General features: G+C 41.9%; 17 protein-coding genes. All 17 read right to left on the bottom strand.

Features of this window, described 5'->3' with window-relative positions; all coding sequences use genetic code 11:
- Positions 1–26: 26 nt before the first annotated feature.
- Complete coding sequence (gene lspA, locus THMIRH_RS02940; protein WP_243831483.1) at positions 27–566, bottom strand: signal peptidase II; 540 nt, start codon at positions 564–566, stop codon at positions 27–29.
- Entirely contained in the window at positions 541–3,378 is a 2,838-nt protein-coding gene (gene ileS, locus THMIRH_RS02935; protein ID WP_173290600.1) for an isoleucine--tRNA ligase, read from the bottom strand. Before ileS ends, lspA begins: the two co-directional genes overlap by 26 nt.
- Positions 3,375–3,788, bottom strand: a complete 414-nt coding sequence (gene hepT, locus THMIRH_RS02930) for a type VII toxin-antitoxin system HepT family RNase toxin (RefSeq protein WP_173290598.1) — start codon at positions 3,786–3,788, stop codon at positions 3,375–3,377. The genes ileS and hepT overlap by 4 nt, the downstream gene beginning before the upstream one ends.
- On the bottom strand, positions 3,785–4,213 hold the full coding sequence (mntA, locus tag THMIRH_RS02925) for a type VII toxin-antitoxin system MntA family adenylyltransferase antitoxin (protein WP_173290596.1): 429 nt from the start codon (positions 4,211–4,213) through the stop codon (positions 3,785–3,787). The genes hepT and mntA overlap by 4 nt, the downstream gene beginning before the upstream one ends.
- Positions 4,210–5,196, bottom strand: a complete 987-nt coding sequence (gene ribF / locus THMIRH_RS02920) for a bifunctional riboflavin kinase/FAD synthetase (RefSeq protein WP_173290594.1) — start codon at positions 5,194–5,196, stop codon at positions 4,210–4,212. The genes mntA and ribF overlap by 4 nt, the downstream gene beginning before the upstream one ends.
- A 41-nt stretch (positions 5,197–5,237) precedes the next feature.
- Positions 5,238–6,764, bottom strand: a complete 1,527-nt coding sequence (gene murJ, locus THMIRH_RS02915; protein ID WP_198415241.1) for a murein biosynthesis integral membrane protein MurJ — start codon at positions 6,762–6,764, stop codon at positions 5,238–5,240.
- 109 nt (positions 6,765–6,873) lie between these two features.
- Positions 6,874–7,455 (bottom strand): prepilin-type N-terminal cleavage/methylation domain-containing protein, encoded by a 582-nt coding sequence (locus THMIRH_RS02910; RefSeq protein ID WP_173290590.1) that lies wholly within the window; start codon positions 7,453–7,455, stop codon positions 6,874–6,876.
- Between the two features lie 105 nt (positions 7,456–7,560).
- Positions 7,561–8,640 carry an ATP-binding protein gene (locus THMIRH_RS02905; protein WP_173290588.1) on the bottom strand — a complete coding sequence of 360 codons (1,080 nt, stop codon included), beginning with the start codon at positions 8,638–8,640 and terminating at the stop codon, positions 7,561–7,563.
- On the bottom strand, positions 8,637–9,284 hold the full coding sequence (locus THMIRH_RS02900) for a response regulator (protein WP_173290586.1): 648 nt from the start codon (positions 9,282–9,284) through the stop codon (positions 8,637–8,639). The genes THMIRH_RS02905 and THMIRH_RS02900 overlap by 4 nt, the downstream gene beginning before the upstream one ends.
- A complete protein-coding gene (locus THMIRH_RS02895) occupies positions 9,281–10,660 on the bottom strand; it encodes a type II secretion system protein (protein WP_173290584.1) in 1,380 nt (459 codons plus the stop codon). Before THMIRH_RS02895 ends, THMIRH_RS02900 begins: the two co-directional genes overlap by 4 nt.
- 1 nt (position 10,661) lies before the next feature.
- The gene (locus THMIRH_RS02890) at positions 10,662–11,531 is read right to left on the bottom strand and encodes a prepilin-type N-terminal cleavage/methylation domain-containing protein (RefSeq protein WP_173290582.1); all 870 of its coding nucleotides are present in this window, start codon (positions 11,529–11,531) and stop codon (positions 10,662–10,664) included.
- Entirely contained in the window at positions 11,528–12,478 is a 951-nt protein-coding gene (locus THMIRH_RS02885; RefSeq protein ID WP_173290580.1) for a hypothetical protein, read from the bottom strand. Before THMIRH_RS02885 ends, THMIRH_RS02890 begins: the two co-directional genes overlap by 4 nt.
- A gap of 142 nt (positions 12,479–12,620) precedes the next feature.
- The gene (locus THMIRH_RS02880; protein WP_173290578.1) at positions 12,621–13,346 is read right to left on the bottom strand and encodes a TorF family putative porin; all 726 of its coding nucleotides are present in this window, start codon (positions 13,344–13,346) and stop codon (positions 12,621–12,623) included.
- A 195-nt stretch (positions 13,347–13,541) separates the two neighbouring features.
- Positions 13,542–13,976: a hypothetical protein gene (locus THMIRH_RS02875; RefSeq protein ID WP_243831482.1), complete on the bottom strand. Its 435-nt coding sequence runs from the start codon at positions 13,974–13,976 to the stop codon at positions 13,542–13,544.
- Between the two features lie 311 nt (positions 13,977–14,287).
- Positions 14,288–14,536, bottom strand: coding sequence for a CCDC90 family protein (locus THMIRH_RS02870; RefSeq protein WP_173290574.1), 249 nt, complete (start codon positions 14,534–14,536; stop codon positions 14,288–14,290).
- Positions 14,537–14,878: 342 nt separating this feature from the next.
- A complete protein-coding gene (locus tag THMIRH_RS02865) occupies positions 14,879–15,199 on the bottom strand; it encodes a CCDC90 family protein (RefSeq protein WP_173290572.1) in 321 nt (106 codons plus the stop codon).
- 207 nt (positions 15,200–15,406) lie between these two features.
- Positions 15,407–16,402, bottom strand: a complete 996-nt coding sequence (locus THMIRH_RS02860) for a porin (RefSeq protein WP_173290570.1) — start codon at positions 16,400–16,402, stop codon at positions 15,407–15,409.
- Positions 16,403–16,485 lie beyond the last annotated feature (83 nt).

Raw genomic sequence — 16,485 nt, 5'->3', positions numbered from 1 at the left:
GCGGCTTTTTATTGCATAAAACGCGATTATTCAGTCAGCTCTTTCTCAGGCTTAGGCTTTAAAAAGAACTCCCACAAAATCAACAAAAACGCACCCACACTGATGGCAATGTCTGCCACATTAAAAGTCGCATAATGCCAAGTACCGATGTAAAAATCCACAAAATCTGTCACCTTGCCAAACAGCACTCGGTCAATCAAATTGCCCAAAGCGCCACTTAAAATGAGATTAAGTGCAATCACTTCAGCTGTCCAGGCATTCGGCAAACGCTTGAGCCAAAACAGTAAAAAGCCACTCACACCCACCGCCAAAGCGGTAAAAAACCAGCGTTGCCAGCCGCCCATGTCGGCTAAAAAGCTAAAGGCGGCACCGTGGTTATAGACCAGCGTCATATTTAGGTGATCCATAATTGGCACAGGCACACCTTCGGTCAAGACCGAGTTTGCCCAATATTTTGTCAGCTGATCAATAATGATTAGCAAGACCGCCAGCCATAAAGTGGCTAAAGCAGTTTTTGTGTTGATGGATTGCGTCATAGGCTTATGCAAAATGTCTAACTTCGCCATCGCCATGCACATTATCGACACAGCGTTGACAAAGCTCTTCATGACCAGCAATACTGCCAACTTCTGCACGATGATGCCAGCAACGCGCGCACTTGGGTTTTTCGGTAGGTTGCACATACACATACAAACCTTTCATTTCGGTCGCCACTGCATCCGCCGTTCTTTGGGCACTTGGCGCCACCGTTGCCCCCGAAGTGATCAGCACAAAGCGCAACTCATCGCCCAAAGCCTGTAAATGCGACAACACAGGTTCATCGGCAAACAAGGCAACTTCAGAAGTTAAAGACCCTTTAATGATTTTTTGGGCACGCAAGACTTCCATTTGTTTAGCAATCGCCGAACGCACCTCCATCACTTCTGACCAGTAGGCAGAATTCATGGGTTTGGTTTCGTCTAAGGCCGTTAAACCGTCATACCAAGTGGCCGTAAAGACAGTTGCGGAATGTTCGCCAGGCAGTTCACGCCAAATTTCTTCGGCGGTAAAGCTCATAATAGGCGCCATCCAACGGGTTAAGGCTTCAATAATATGATACAAAGCCGTTTGCGCCGAACGACGCGCCAAGCCTTCGGTTTGGCAAGTATATTGGCGGTCTTTAATCACATCTAAATAAAACGCACCCAAATCTTCTGAACAAAAATGCGTCATGGCCTGATAAATATTCAAGAAAGAATACTCATTGTAAGCCGCCACAATTTCTTGTTGTATCGCATAAGCACGCCCAATCGCCCACTGGTCTAATGGCAAACACTGCTCATAAGCAACCAGATCGGTTACAGGATTAAAGCCATTTAAGTTGGCTAACAAGAAGCGCGCGGTGTTACGAATACGACGATAGCTATCTGCCGTACGGTTGATGATTTCATCCGACACCGTCATTTCATAACGATAGTCGGCGGCGGCAATCCACAAGCGCAAAATGTCTGCACCATATTTATTGGCAATCTCTTGTGGCGCCACCACATTGCCTTTGGATTTTGACATTTTCTTGCCATCTTTATCCACCGTAAAGCCATGCGTTAAGACTTGCTTGTAAGGCGCCTTGCCATCGGTGGCTAAGGCCGACAACAAAGACGACTGGAACCAACCGCGATGCTGGTCTGAACCTTCTAAATACAAATCGGCTGGCGCTTGTAATTCAGGGCGTTGTTGCAACACGGTAAAGTGCGAAATCCCTGAGTCAAACCACACATCCAAAATATCCGTGACCTGCTCATAATCATCAGCTTCATCACCCAATAAACTGGCGACATCCAAATCATACCAAGCATCTATCGAACGCACTTCTACTAACTTAGCCACGGCTTCCATCAATTCGGTGGTGCGAGGGTGCATTTCGCCAGTGACTTTATGCACAAAAATGGTAATGGGCACGCCCCAAAAACGTTGGCGCGAAATACACCAATCCGGACGACCTTCTACCATGCCTTCGATACGGTTTTGACCCCATTCCGGAATCCACTGCACCTTCTTGATTTCTGCCATCGCTTCTTCACGCAAATTGGCTTGCGTCATGGAAATAAACCATTGCGGAGTCGCACGGAAAATCAATGGGGTTTTAGTACGCCAGCAATGTGGATAAGAATGCACAATGGCTTGCATATGCAATAACGCACTGTGTTCTTTGAGCACTTCAATCATGTGGTCGTCCACTTTAAGCACATTTTCGCCTTCAAATAGCTTGGTGCCTTCCACATAATTACCGCGACCATCCACAGGGCAATCAACTTCTAAGTCATATTTTAAGCCGACCACAAAGTCATCCTGACCATGACCCGGTGCAGTATGCACACAGCCTGTACCGGCATCCGTGGTGACATGATCGCCTAAAATCAGTGGCACAGTACGCTCGTAAAATGGGTGTTGTAAACGAATCAATTCAAACTGTTCGCCACGACCATAAGCAATCACTTGATACTGCTCAAAGCCCCATTTATCCATACTGTCTTTGAGTAAGGCTTCCGCCAAAAATAAACGCTCTGGGCCATTTTCGCCGGTTACCTGCACAATGCAATATTCCAACGCAGGGTTAATCGAAACCGCTTGGTTGGCTGGCAAAGTCCAAGGCGTGGTGGTCCAAATTACCACCGATAAAGGACCTTCGCCGGTGTGATCTTCCACATGATGACAGCGTGCAAAAAACGCCTCTTCATCCAACACTTTAAAACGCACATCAATGGCTAAGGAACGCTTATCTTCATATTCAACTTCGGCTTCTGCCAAAGCCGAATGCCCACCGACCGACCAATAAACTGGCTTGGTGCCTTTTACCAAATGTCCGTTTTCGATAATTTTGGCTAAGGCACGAATTTCGTTAGCTTCAAATTTAAAGTCTTTAGTCAGGTAAGGATTTTCCCAATCCGCCATTACACCCAAACGCTGAAAATCCGCCATTTGGCCTTCGACTTGTTGTTGTGCATAATCACGACAGGCTTGGCGAAACTCTGGCGCTTCAATCTTTTGACCAACCTTGCCTTTTTTCTTTTCCACATTCAGCTCAATCGGCAAACCATGGCAATCCCAGCCAGGCACAAACGGCGCATCAAAACCGCTCAAACCTTTGGATTTGACAATCATGTCTTTTAGCACTTTGTTCACCGCGTGACCAATGTGAATATTGCCGTTGGCATAAGGTGGGCCATCATGCAAAATAAACTTTGGGCAACCGGCCTTAGCATCGCGCACGGCTTGGTAAAGGTTTTCAGCTTGCCACTTTTCCACCTGCACAGGTTCACGCGTGGGCAAACTGCCTTTCATCGGAAAGGCGGTTTCAGGTAAATTTAAAGTTGGTTTGTAATCAGTCGGTTCGCTCATGGCACTCTCTTCAAAATAAAATCGCTGTAATCTATTAAATCGGTTAAATGATGCTCGATGACATCTTGCATAAGATCTAGGTCAAGTTCCTGATACTCGTGCACTAAAATATTTCTAAATCCCACCATGTTTTGGCATTTTTGGGACAACTCTTGGGGAATGATTTGCGCTTTTTCGAGTAATCGAAAATGATCTTTGCTGTCTTGCGGCAGCCCCAACTTTTCTCTTTTAATCAAATAGGCGGCCATATCAATCGCTAACTCGGCAATGCGTTGTAAATTAATCGCTATCGCATCTTGTTTCATATAATCTTGCTGAAAAGGCAACTCGCTTTCTAAGTGATAGTAATTTTGAATCTGCTGAATACAGCGTTCAATACTCACTTTTTTATTCAATAAAACATCATTCATAACTTCACCGGGTAAAAGCCTGTCGCCAAACCTTCTTGAATAATTTCGGCGCGTTCCTCATTGAGCTTTCGATAACGCGCCGCAACCGTTAATTCAAATTTGTCCAACGCCGTTTGACCAAAAGATTCTGCCACAAAAATAACGGACCCAGTTTGTACGATCTCATGCTGAAACACGGTTGAAACTTGGCGCAAACTGATTAAATCCACAGAACCATAATGGGACTCCAACTGAACTTGTAATGCCGAACGCATCAACTCATGTTGTGCCAAAACTTGTTCTGCTGGTAGCAATAAGGCTAAATCTAAATCGCTTTGCGCTGTAAGCGTATCCGTCACAGCTGAGCCAAATAGGTAGACAGCTTGTGTGCTGGGATAATGGTTTAAAATCCATGCCAAAGCACTGTCCAACTCAAGCTTTTTCACTCAGTGATTACTCCTAAAATCTGCCTTGCCGAATGGGCGTCTTTTTCAATTTGTGCTTTAAGCGCATCTAGGTTGCCGAATTTTTGTTCGGGGCGGATAAAAGCCACCAACTCAACTTGTACATGAGCGCCATACAGGTCTTTATCCCAATTAAACAAATGCACCTCAATGGATGGGCGCAAACCATTTACAGTGGGCCGCACGCCAATATTGGCGACGCCTGGCCAAGGCTGGTTGGCAATATTCAACACTCGCACCGCAAACACGCCACTGACCGGCATTTGCAAACGCTTAGGGTTTAGGTTAAGGGTTCTAAAGCCTAATTGCCGCCCCAGTTTTTGACCATGAATTACCCGACCATCAAAATAAAAAGAGCGCCCTAATAAGTCTTCGGCCGCTTTAAGTCCTTGGGTTTGCAGGGTTTCGGTAGACAAAGTTTGGCGAACTCGAGTACTGCTAATGCGCTGTTCGTCCACCTTATAGGTTGGCATTTCGCTGACTTCGAATCCCTGCTTTAACCCTGCTGTTTGCAAAAACGCGTAATTGCCTTGACGATTCTTGCCAAAACAAAAATCATCGCCCACCACCAAATGCTTAATTTGCAAACTCTGCACCAAAATCTGCTGTACAAATTGTTCCGCAGTCAGTTCGGCAAACTCGGCATTAAATCTGCACACTAAGACAAAATCGATTGCCGTTTGCTGAAAACCAATCAGTTTTTCACGCAAATTCATCAAGCGCACAGGGGCTTTGTCTGGCGCAAAATATTCCACGGGCAAAGGTTCAAAAATCATCACCACACTGGGTAAATTCAATTGATGCGCTAAACCTTGTACTCGATTCAGCACTTCTTGGTGACCCAAATGTATGCCATCGAAATTACCAATCGTGAGCACACAGCCATGTTCGAAAATACTATTTTCTGCCCAAATTTGACCAGGCCTGGTTGTTTTTAGGTTGTGAAGCCCGCGAATCAGTTGCATATTTTCAATGATTTATGTTCAAAATAGTTCAAAATTATACCCTATTTCAACGCTTGTCGAGGACGAAAACCCACTGCCAGCAAAGTCATGGCATAAACTAAAATACTCAACAACACTAACCCCATCAAAGCACCTAATCGCTCCCAACCATTCCAAGCAAACCATTGTGCATCTAATGGATTAAGCAGCATTAAAAATAACACCAACACAACATTGGCCAATAACCCCTGCCAAAGTAGAGATTTCCACTGCTTAGAAAAAGCCAGCATGTCTTCTTTAAAGAGAAAATACGCCAACAAACCGGCATTGATAAACGCCGAAATCGTGGTCGCTAAAGCCAAGCCTGCGTGAGCTAAGGGCCAGATTAAAATCAAATTAAAAACCATATTACTCACCAAAGCAACCATGGCAATCTTGACGGGGGTTTTCATATTTTTACGCGCATAAAATGCTGGCGCTAACACCTTAACCAAAATAAAACCTAGTAAACCGAGAGAATAAGCCATTAAACTCAAGCTAGATTGCTGTACATCATTTGCGGTAAACGCTCCGTAAAAGAACAAACTGCTAATCAAAGGCGTGGCCAATAAAAATAACCCCAGCGTGGCTGGCACCGCAATTAAAAACACCAGCTTTAAGGCAAAATCCAAATCGCGCTTAAAGGCTGTCCAATCCTGATTAGCCGCTTGTTTTGATAAACCCGGCAAGACAACTGTTGCCAAAGCCACCCCAAAAACGCCCAACGGAAACTCCATTAAACGGTCGGAGTAATACAACCAAGACACAGAGCCGGTGATTAAAAACGATGCCAAAATCGTATCCAACAACAAATTAATTTGCGCCACCGACACACCAAATAAGGCGGGCAACATCAAACGCTTAACCTCGTCCACGCCCTCTTCTTTTTGACGACGCGGCACTGGTAACAATCCCAAGCGCATTAAAAAAGGCACATGAAACAATAACTGCGCAACCCCCGCCAGTAAAACGCCCCAAGCCAACGCCATGACCGGAATTTCAAATAAGGGTGATAACCAAATCGCCGAGGCAATTAACACTAAATTGAGTAACACAGGGGTAAATGCTGGTACAGCAAATTGATTATAGGTATTCATAATCGCCGAGGAAAACGCCACTAATGAAATCAACAACAAATAAGGAAAGGTAATCGCCAACATATCGGAGGCCAAGGCAAACTTTTCAGGATCGTCCATAAACCCAGGCGCAAACACCATCATCCACAAGCCAGAACCAAATACCCCGAAGGCCGTGAGCAACAATAAAATGCCGCCCAAACGAAAGACAATCGCATCCACCAAAGCTTTTACCGCGGCTTGACCACGCTTTTCTTTAGCTTCGGCCAACACAGGCACAAACGCTTGTGAAAAAGCGCCTTCGGCAAATAAGCGTCTAAAAAAATTGGGAATTTTAAACGCCACAAAAAAAGCATCGGCCCCAGAAGAAGCCCCAAAATAACGAGCAATTACCATATCGCGAACAAAGCCTAAAATACGCGACAGCATGGTCATGCCACCCACCGTGGCAGTGGCTTTTAAAATGCGTTTCAAAACAGGGAGCTTCCAAATTTGATTAAGTTCTGGAATTTTAACAGAGTGGCAAATTTTGGATAAAAAAAAGCCCCGAAGATCGGGGCTTTCAATCAAATCAAAGATTAAATTATTGTAGTTTGAAACACACTGAATTGTTAGTAGCCGCATAAGCAGTTGTATTACTACGACGAACATCACCTTTAGTACCATCAGCAGTACCATCTAAGGCTTCATCAAGAGCATTGGCAATTTCTAAGGTTAAACCGTTGTAACACACATTAGGAACACCTGCGAATGGAGCAGCATCGTCTACAATCACAGTACCACCAAATTTGCTACGGAAATAACCGTTTGCAGAATCCGTACCATCAGAAACCCCAGAAATTAAACCAGCAGCGATCAATTGCGCAAAAATCTGCCCACGCTCACCGTTGTCAATATCGCCTGCACCGTCACCATCAACCATTGTTGCAGCTGCACCTGTAAAGGTTGCAACGGCATTGTTAAAATCACCTGGTAAATATCTGTATTTGTCTTGGAAAGTATAAATTGCTGCTTGTAATGACTTAACATCGCCAACAGTCGCTTTAATTTTTGAGCTCTTAATTAACTCTTGCCCCTTAAGCACACCGCCTAATAATAAACCGATAATCACCAATACAATGGCGATTTCAACTAATGTAAAACCTTTTTGATTTTGTGTTGACATTGCTGTCCTCCTTGTTGTGATAAAGTATTATTTTTAAATACAGCTTCATTATAGGAATCGCAGAACAAAAGAATAGAGTAAAAAATTTTTACAAGTGCAAAAAATTCATTTTTTTTCAATATGACTGGGTAAAACTACTTGAAAACCTAGGTTTTGCGCAGTTTGCACAAACTTAACCTTTCCTTGCACCTTAACCAGTAAGGCTCTCACGATAAACAAACCTAAACCTAATCCACTTTTACTGGTGGTCCAAAAAGGCTCAAACACCCGTTGGCTCGATAAGGGTGGCAAGGGTTTGATAACATCAGATAATAAATCCACGCTCACCAGCCCTGAATCAACCAATATGGTGACCTTAACACCGCCTAAGTCTTGCGCGTGTGCCTTAAAATTATCCAGTAAATTATGAAAAACCTGCGTGACCAAGGTATGGGAGTGCAAAATTTGTGCATCACCTTCCACCTTAACGCTCAATAGCATCGACCTTGCGAGCGTTTCAATGGTTGCCTTTAAAGAAAGAGGCTGTACATCGTCAAACGATTTGGATTGCCATAAGGGTTGCGTCACTCGATTGGCGCGCAACACTATACTGGGTAGCAGTTCTTTGAGCCGATTGACCAACTTGAGTTTTTGTTCGTCCGTTTGTGCTTGGCTGACTTGCGCTTCTAACAACGCAATAAATTGTGCGATGTTTTTGGTGTCGTGTTGCACAAAGAGTTGATAGTCTTCTAAGCGCTTTTGCGACACAAAAAACTGCTTGGTTTTATTGGCCACATTAAAAGACAATAACATTTCAAACGTTTGCAACACCATCTCTAGCAACAACTGCTTTTCTCCTCGCCACTTGGGCGCAGACAAAACTAAATGTAACTTGATGGCATCTTCTTCTATATTAATCTCATAGGTTTGCAAAGATTGATTTGCTGGCGCTCCCTTGACCAAGGTTTGTGGCTCACCGTACCAAAGACTTTCACAAACCATATTTTGAAAGCCATTTTGCGCTAAAAACAACCAGGCCTGGTCAATAAAATCCAAAACATCCTGATTAACGGATCGGTTTAGGTCATATAAATTGGCAATGGCTTTTTGCAGTTGCTGACTTTGCAGCCTTAAATAAAACCCCACTGCCCCCAGCAAAGCGCCCGAAAATAAAAAAATAGCCGGCAACCAAAGCTCTATACTCATGGTTCGTCACTTAAGCGAGAGACCTTGTCGCTGTCTTGTCTTTCAAGGCCATATTTTTTCATTAAATAATAAACATTTTCACGCTTTAAACCCAAACGCCTAGCCACTTCATGCACATTAAAATCGGTATCCATCAGCACTTGATTCACCAGTTTAAATTCAGCTTGATTCCTGGCGGTTTTAACGCCATCAGACATCGACAAATCCAAGGAAACCCGGTGAATCCCCTCGTTCTCTTTGAGTTGTTGTGTATGTTTGATAAACATTAAGGCGCGTTTTAAAGAAAGCAATAATTGTTCTGGCTGAACGGGTTTGGCTAAAAAATCAAATGCACCATGTTTAATGGCTAAATAAGCAGTGGAATCAGGGTGTTGCCCCGTTAAAACAAGCGTTTTTACTTCGGGATGATAAAGTGCTAACCAATCTAAAACCGCCAACCCTTCATCTGGTAAATGTTCATTAGGCGGCATGCCCATATCTAAAACCACTGCATCCACTTTAGAAGATTGCAATCTTTCAATGGCTTGAGAACGAGAAGCTGCCTCATAGACCTCAAACCCAGCGTTTTCTAAAAGCATGGCCAATAATCCGCTAATACCGGGATCATCATCAACCACCAAAACTTTAGCATTGACGAAACTCATATATCTTGAGCAGTACCATCGTTAAAGCGAATACGCTCAAATCCATTTAAATAGGAAGCTTGACCCGAACTCGTCCAGTCTGCTGGGGTTTTATTAACATAAATAATATCCGTACCCGCACCACCATACACAGTATGATTCAAATCCCCATCGACCCTAAAAGTATCATCCCCAGAACCCAAATCGACAGAACCGTCCACATCTCCAACGATATAAAAAAAGTCATCGTTCGCACCCATATCAACACTGGCAACACTGCTCAAATTGCCTAAGATGGTTAAATAATCATTACCCGAACCTGTACTAATCGACGATTTTGCATCGCCTGCAATATACAAATTATCATTACCAGAACCACTGACAAGGGCATAGTTTTGATCACCCGTAACCGTTAATTCGTTATCGCCATTATTTAAATCTAATGCGGCATCCAAATTGCCATCTATTTTGAGAGAGTCATCAAAATTACCATTGGGAGGATTGTAATCAGAAGATCCGGTATAGTCGCCTGCGACGGTATTAGTTGGGTTTGTTGGCGGTGGCGGTGGTGCAATGAGTAGATTGTTTTGAGTGTTTGAATTGCTATTGCTGGCCGTGTTAAAAATCGTAGCGTCATTTTTCAACAACTCTTGTTTAATTTCATAACCCGATATGCCCAAAATTTGATCATCATAATAATTTTGTAAATCTTTATTCACATAATAATCCCAATACAGCAGGTCTAAATCACAGTTTTCTGTTTCACGGTTAGACAAACCTGTACAAGAAGGCGTTAGTTGTCGACCATTGGCATTATAGGCAACTAAGATAACCGACAAACCATCTGCCATATGTTGATCACTCGCTAGGCCGGTTACGCAGGTGGCCGCTGCGTTATTGCAAATCGTGTAATTACCTGCACCTAAATTGCCTGCGATGGGCGGTGTAGTCAATCTAAAAGGCACAAAGGTACTCGTATAATCACACCCAGTTTGACAAAAATAACTGGCAGAATGATCAACATCTTGCATATTCGAAAGGGTTGTCGCGCCCGAATTCACGGCATAACGGATTTCCACGCCATAAGCATCTTGCACATCTAATTGTGTTAAACCTAAATCTTGATAAGGTGCCGCACCATAGCTACGAGAACAAGCACCATTTGTTCTATCTTCATCCCCATCGCCATTAATATCCGGACAAGGTAAATACCGATTCACCAATTCAAACGACAATAAAGACTTTTTGATTTGCAGCAATCTATTTTTAGAGTCTGTTACCTTAACCGCATCCCTTTGGCCGCTCAGAGTGAGCAAAGCACCCATACTTAAAATACCAATAATGGCCAAAACAACTGCCAATTCAACTAAAGAAAACCCTTTTTGGAATTTGCTCACTTTAAAAGCCTCTCACATCTAGCATTGCACTTTTCACATCAAATATCGTAATCCAAGTCAAATAGTCATCCATGGTAATGGCGGTGTCTAGTTTAAAAACGCCGGCCGCATCATTGTCACAATTGGCGCGTTCAGCGCTATTAACCAGCGTGGCTTGATCACAATCTGTCCAGGTTTGCGCACCATTACTGCCAAAAGACACGACCATAGCCACAACCGCATTTTCATATTCATTCCCAGATTCATCTTCAATCAACATGTTTTTATAACCATCTGGATTTTCTGCTCCCTTAGGCGGCGTATGCCAACTAAAGTAAGGTGGTGCATCAACAGTGCGAGGATCGGCATTATAATCACACCCCATACCGCAAACATCACTGCACTTTGTGCAATAAAAAACCCCATTTTGTGTACATAAAGCTGCGGTCGAGGGCTTGGTTCTGCTGCCAGACAAGCCAAACACACTGGCAGTTTCGCACAAATCGTTAATATCACCACTCAATTCTGCGCGGGCATTCACACGATAGTAAAAAGGATTCCCCCAAGCATCTACCTCAGGGAGTACCAAAGTTTGATAAGGCAAAGTGCCATGACGAGATTTACACACAGATACACCGCCACTGATTTTGCGGTCTTCAACTCCATCATTATTCGTGTCAGGACAGGGTAAATACTTATTCACCTTAAGATAACTCACCAGACCATTTTTAATGTCATTCATCTGTGCTTTAGTTTCATCTGCCTTGCCCACTTGCCTAGAAGCGCTGTTAATCGTTAAAGCGCCGCCCAATAAAAGACCTACCAATAATAATGCGATAGAAATCTCTAGCAAGGTAAACCCCTGTTGGTGCGATTTTTTAAGCAATTTCATGGGCAGTTCCCCATAAAAGAGCGCCAATCAGAACCCGCTGGATTTGTGGTCGCATCATAAGCATTAAACCAAAAAGCAACATTTGCATCAGTGGCTTCTAAATCCGTTTTTTGAGCGCAAACTCGATTCAACATCATGGTTTGCCATTCAGAAAATGAAATCCCAATAACTGTATCGTTAATACCTATATTGCTTTTAGATTGGCTATAAAATTTAAAATCACCATCAGCATTGCCATTCACTTCATTCCCAAGTGCATCAAATCGTTTATCTAAATAATCAGCAATTCTCGCCAAGGCATCACCCGCTTGGTTCCTATCCTGTATCGTTCCATCTTGCATAACCATCGATTCACCTGGCGCTATAATCAAAGCAACATACCCATCTTGATCATTTAAAAAAAGGCGTCCCGTTGGAGATAATCCAGGGTTAAGAGGTGCAAAACGACCTGTTGAACCATTATTGTATGAGTTATTACCATTAGCAAAGCGCTCATCTAAGATGTAATAAAATTCCTTAGGCGCAACTTTATTAAAAAAAATATTGCGAGTTCTAAAATTAGTGGGCAAAAACCCCACAACAAAACCAGTGGTATCATCGCCTGCAACGGTCACATTTCCACAGCTGGTTTCTGCACCCAAAACTTCACCATCACCATCTAAATCAACACAAGGAAAATATCCCGGCCCCGGTATCCTGTCTATATTTTTAAGATTAAAGCCTGTTCCACCGGCTGGGTCACTTTCATAAAACTCTGGCTGAAAAACCGAATAACGCCAAAACTGCGATTTAACAATCTGGGTGTCTTCGTAATTTTCTAAAGTTAACTTGGCTTTTTGTTTAAAAAAAAGATTCTCACCATACCCACTAAAATAGGCAGACGCACCTAGCACCAAAATAACCACAAACACCATCATAATAAAACCAGACTGCTGTTTTGCGCGCACTTTAATCACCTTAACATACACAATTGACTTTAGATTATACGCCAAAAGAATTTAATCGAATTAGGAAAACCCAAAAACAAAAAAAGCGGCTCAGGTAAACCTGGCCACTTTAAAATTAACTTTTACAGATAAGGAATTTAAATTATAAATCGAAAGATTTTGTGATACCAACAACCAATGACATATTATCTTCAGCTGAACCACTTACACCATTTGTATATCCAGAAACCTTCTTATCTGAATTAATCAAATTGATACCAATATCAGTACCCTCTGCAACAGAAGTACTGTAACCAATATCAATCCAAGAATGATCAACTCCTTTGCCGGCAAAATCATCACCCATTCCATAGGTTGCAGAAATTCCGTAAAACTCAACACCAATAGTTGCTACAGAATAACTAACATCAGAACCGCCAGAAAGTTTTGCATGCGAACCAGAACTATAAGAAGCTGAAACTGGACCATAACCAAGTGTTAAGGTACCTTCAAGGTAAGAACTATCAAACGCATTAGTGTCAGAACCACCATCTTTCGTATACCCAAAATAAGTTGCACCTAGACCATAGCTTAAATCACCAAAGCTACCAGAATACCCAGCGTATAAATCGTATTCCAAACCTTTAGATGGGCCTACCTGAGAAGCCCAAGTTCCAATATATAGACCAGAGTCAGCTTCATAATCTAATCCACCTTGTGCAGCTGCAGCAGTCCCATTTTGTGCAATACCTCTGAAAAGATATTGCGAAACTACCCCAATATTTGCAGAAGCACCTGCTTGCACCACTGCAGGAGCAAAAGTCATTGCTGCTGAAGTGGCGATTGCCATAGATACTAAAAGAGATTTAAGTTGTGTTGCTTTTTTCATTCTATTCTCCAAAAGGATTTAATTAACAATAAATTCACCTTTACTAAAGAACGATAAATGCCAATATTAAATTTATTTATATATTTCAATAATATAAAAAATAAATTAAAATTTTATTAAATACAAAACATTAAAACCTGACCAATAATAGAAATATTGCACCCTTTTGGCGTGCAATATTTAAATATAGAAAAATCACCATAGCTTTTTGCCTTGCGCTTGCATTTCTAATACCCATTGCTGAAAAGCAGGGGGACCATATGCTAAAGTAAGGGGATTTTTTTCAAATACAGGGGAGTTAGAATCTTGCATTTGATAAATCAATGGACGCATATTTTCTGCCGCAAACTGCATTAACCACTGTAAAGTTTGCTCTGAAATTTCACGGCCCACTGGCACAGCCAAATCTACTTTTAACCCTTGCCAATCCAAAATATTATCAATCACCAAAGCCCCACACTCTGATGGTTTAAAACTCTCCGGCAAAAAACTATTAGGCTTAACCCAAGCACACTCAAATTGTTGACAAGGATTTACCGGACGGTTTTCATAATCATCACACCCAGAACCCGTGCTATGCGGACATGGATGCCCAGGATAGGCCTCACAGCCTTTAACTTTTATCTGCACCCACCCATCACAACAGGCAGTACAAGGTTGACAACTTCTCATAATCAAAACAGCAACTTATTAATCAAATAACAAAAGCAATATCGCTTTCTAACGAAAGCATTATCACATAAAAACTCAAAACCTTACAAAACAAAAAGCCCCAAAGCATTTATCACCTTGAGGCTTCTTAAAACGGGGCGAAGGCTTTAGCCTTCTTTTTGATTACACTGCAAACATTAGCAGGCTAAAGCCTGCGCCCCAAACTTAAAAAATAAAGACTTTCTTATTTATCATTAGCAGGCATAAATTGGAAACAATGACATCAAGAATCAATTATTTAAAAATGCTTTTAAAATAAGTGCCAAAATACCTGCCAATACCGTACCTAACATCCATTTCATCAATAAAAGTTCTTTTTCCATGCGATAAATATCTGATTTAGTAGCCAACTGATTTTGCATGGACTCTTGTAATGCTGCCGACAAAGCATCTGCTTCAGCCTCCGCTTGAGCTTCGGAAACACCTGCATCTTTAAGCTTTTTTATAAACTTATAAGTATCAAAGGTAATTGTTGACATGACTCAATCCTAAATTAATAACTTTTATCCCAGAAAAAAGTCAACCCTATCAATGCAAAAAGCCCCAAAGCATTGATCACTTTGAGGCTTTTAATATGGGGCGAAGGCTTTAGCCTTCTTTTTAACGACACTGCAAAGATTAGCAGGCTAAAGCCTGCGCCCCAAAAGGATTGCTTATTATTTATCTTTGGTAAACCTTAAAAACAAAAACCCCCAAAGCATTGATCGCTTTAAGGCTTTTTTTAAATTGGGGCGAATGCTTCAGCCTTCTTTTTGATTACACTGCAAACATTAGCAGGCTAAAGCCTGCACCCCAAAATAATTGCTCATGACTCAACTACATTAAAACATTGTTTTTAAATATGGCAATGCGATTACTGCAAGAATTAAAGCCACACCCCAGTGTAACAATTTTAAGTCTGATTTTATTTCAGCCTCTACTTTGTATAAATCTGCCTTAGTAACAACCTCTTCGAATCGCGCATCTTGCATCGTTTCTATGGTATTAATAACGGCATTTGCTTGCGTCTCAGGAAAACCTGACTCTTTAAGTGCATTAAATAATTTGTGGGTGCTAATAACAGTTGCCATAAAAATAACCTCTAAATCAATTGATTTATTATCCCACAAAAAAGTCAAACCTATCAATGCAAAAAGCCCCAAAGCATTGATCGCTTTGAGGCTTTCAAACGGGGCGAGGGCTTTAGCCTTCTTTTTGAGTACATTGCAAACTTTGGCAGGCTAAAGCCTGCGCCCCAAAATCTTTGCGAATCATTTAACTTTAATTAAACCTCAAAAACAAAAAAGCCCCAAGACAAACATCTTAGGGCTTTCAGCTTAATTTTACTACTCGCCTAAACGAGCGCTAAATTAAAACTTGTGCAATAAACCAACTGATACTGCTGAAGAATCTTTACCAGCAGAGAATGTAGTTGCCATGTTTTTATCCATTGCTACATATTCAACATATGCAGTTGTCTTTTTACCCATTGCATAGTCTAGACCAAGACCCAATGAAGATCCGTCAGAACCAGCTGCCTTATAATCAACCATTGAATATTTGATTTTTGGAGTAATATCACCCATTTCATAAGAAAGATTCATCTGAATTGTAGAACCTTCAGAAGCTGCATCACCAGAGATACCATCATCAGCTGAGAAGTAAGTAACGTTACCCATTAAACCAGCAACTGCATATTGAGCAGCCAAACGCATTTCTGTATATGTCTTAGTACCAGTTAATTTTGCATCAAATGCATTGTATGCACCAGACAAAAATAAACCAGACTTAGTCGAACCATACATTGCAGCAATAGAGTAAGCATTTGTAAGAGCTGTATCTTTACCAACTACATCTGGAGAAACGCCTGCAGCAGCAATGGTTACACCACCAAAAGATGGAGAAACGTAAGCTAAAACGTTAGCAGCACGAACTTCACCAGCTGCACCAGCCATACCTAACTTACCACCCATTGGCTTGTTATCACCAAAACCATCGTTAAATGTATCAGTAGGTTGAGCCATTTTCATTGGCGTATCATGGCGACCCATTAATACAGTACCGAAAGAACCTGCTAAACCAGCGTAAGCATTACGATCTTTAAGCGCAGAAGCACCAGTAGTAGCGCCAGTACCACCAGCAATATCAGCTTCCCATTCGATCTTATAAACTGCTTTCAAGCCGTTACCTAAGTCTTCTGAACCTTTGATACCGAAACGTGAAGCATTTGAACCAACAGTCATACCAGCATCAGTTACTGCATCGATAGACATATTGATTTGACCGTAAACAGTAGGAGCATCAGCCATTACAACTGGAGCAGCGATAGCAGAAGCGATAGCTAGAGCAATAATATTCTTTTTCATTTATATATTCCTATTTTGAATAGTTTGTTTTTTATAAATGTCCACTTCGGTGAACTTGTTGCTTACTATAGGGACTTTTAAAA

Source organism: Thiosulfativibrio zosterae (genome assembly GCF_011398155.1).
Lineage (GTDB): Bacteria > Pseudomonadota > Gammaproteobacteria > Thiomicrospirales > Thiomicrospiraceae > Thiosulfativibrio > Thiosulfativibrio zosterae.
Note: the sequence above shows the minus strand (reverse complement) of the source record. Positions and strands in the feature narration are given on the sequence as shown.

Coding starts and splice junctions, on each gene's coding strand:
- ribF (WP_173290594.1), bottom strand. CDS start 5,196: ATGCAACTGATTCGCGGGCTTCACAACCTAAAAACAACCAGGCCTGGT.
- THMIRH_RS02910 (WP_173290590.1), bottom strand. CDS start 7,455: ATGTCAACACAAAATCAAAAAGGTTTTACATTAGTTGAAATCGCCATT.
- THMIRH_RS02905 (WP_173290588.1), bottom strand. CDS start 8,640: ATGAGTATAGAGCTTTGGTTGCCGGCTATTTTTTTATTTTCGGGCGCT.
- THMIRH_RS02860 (WP_173290570.1), bottom strand. CDS start 16,402: ATGAAAAAGAATATTATTGCTCTAGCTATCGCTTCTGCTATCGCTGCT.
- lspA (WP_243831483.1), bottom strand. CDS start 566: ATGGCGAAGTTAGACATTTTGCATAAGCCTATGACGCAATCCATCAAC.
- THMIRH_RS02880 (WP_173290578.1), bottom strand. CDS start 13,346: ATGAAAAAAGCAACACAACTTAAATCTCTTTTAGTATCTATGGCAATC.
- ileS (WP_173290600.1), bottom strand. CDS start 3,378: ATGAGCGAACCGACTGATTACAAACCAACTTTAAATTTACCTGAAACC.
- THMIRH_RS02870 (WP_173290574.1), bottom strand. CDS start 14,536: ATGTCAACAATTACCTTTGATACTTATAAGTTTATAAAAAAGCTTAAA.
- THMIRH_RS02890 (WP_173290582.1), bottom strand. CDS start 11,531: ATGAAATTGCTTAAAAAATCGCACCAACAGGGGTTTACCTTGCTAGAG.
- THMIRH_RS02900 (WP_173290586.1), bottom strand. CDS start 9,284: ATGAGTTTCGTCAATGCTAAAGTTTTGGTGGTTGATGATGATCCCGGT.
- hepT (WP_173290598.1), bottom strand. CDS start 3,788: ATGAATGATGTTTTATTGAATAAAAAAGTGAGTATTGAACGCTGTATT.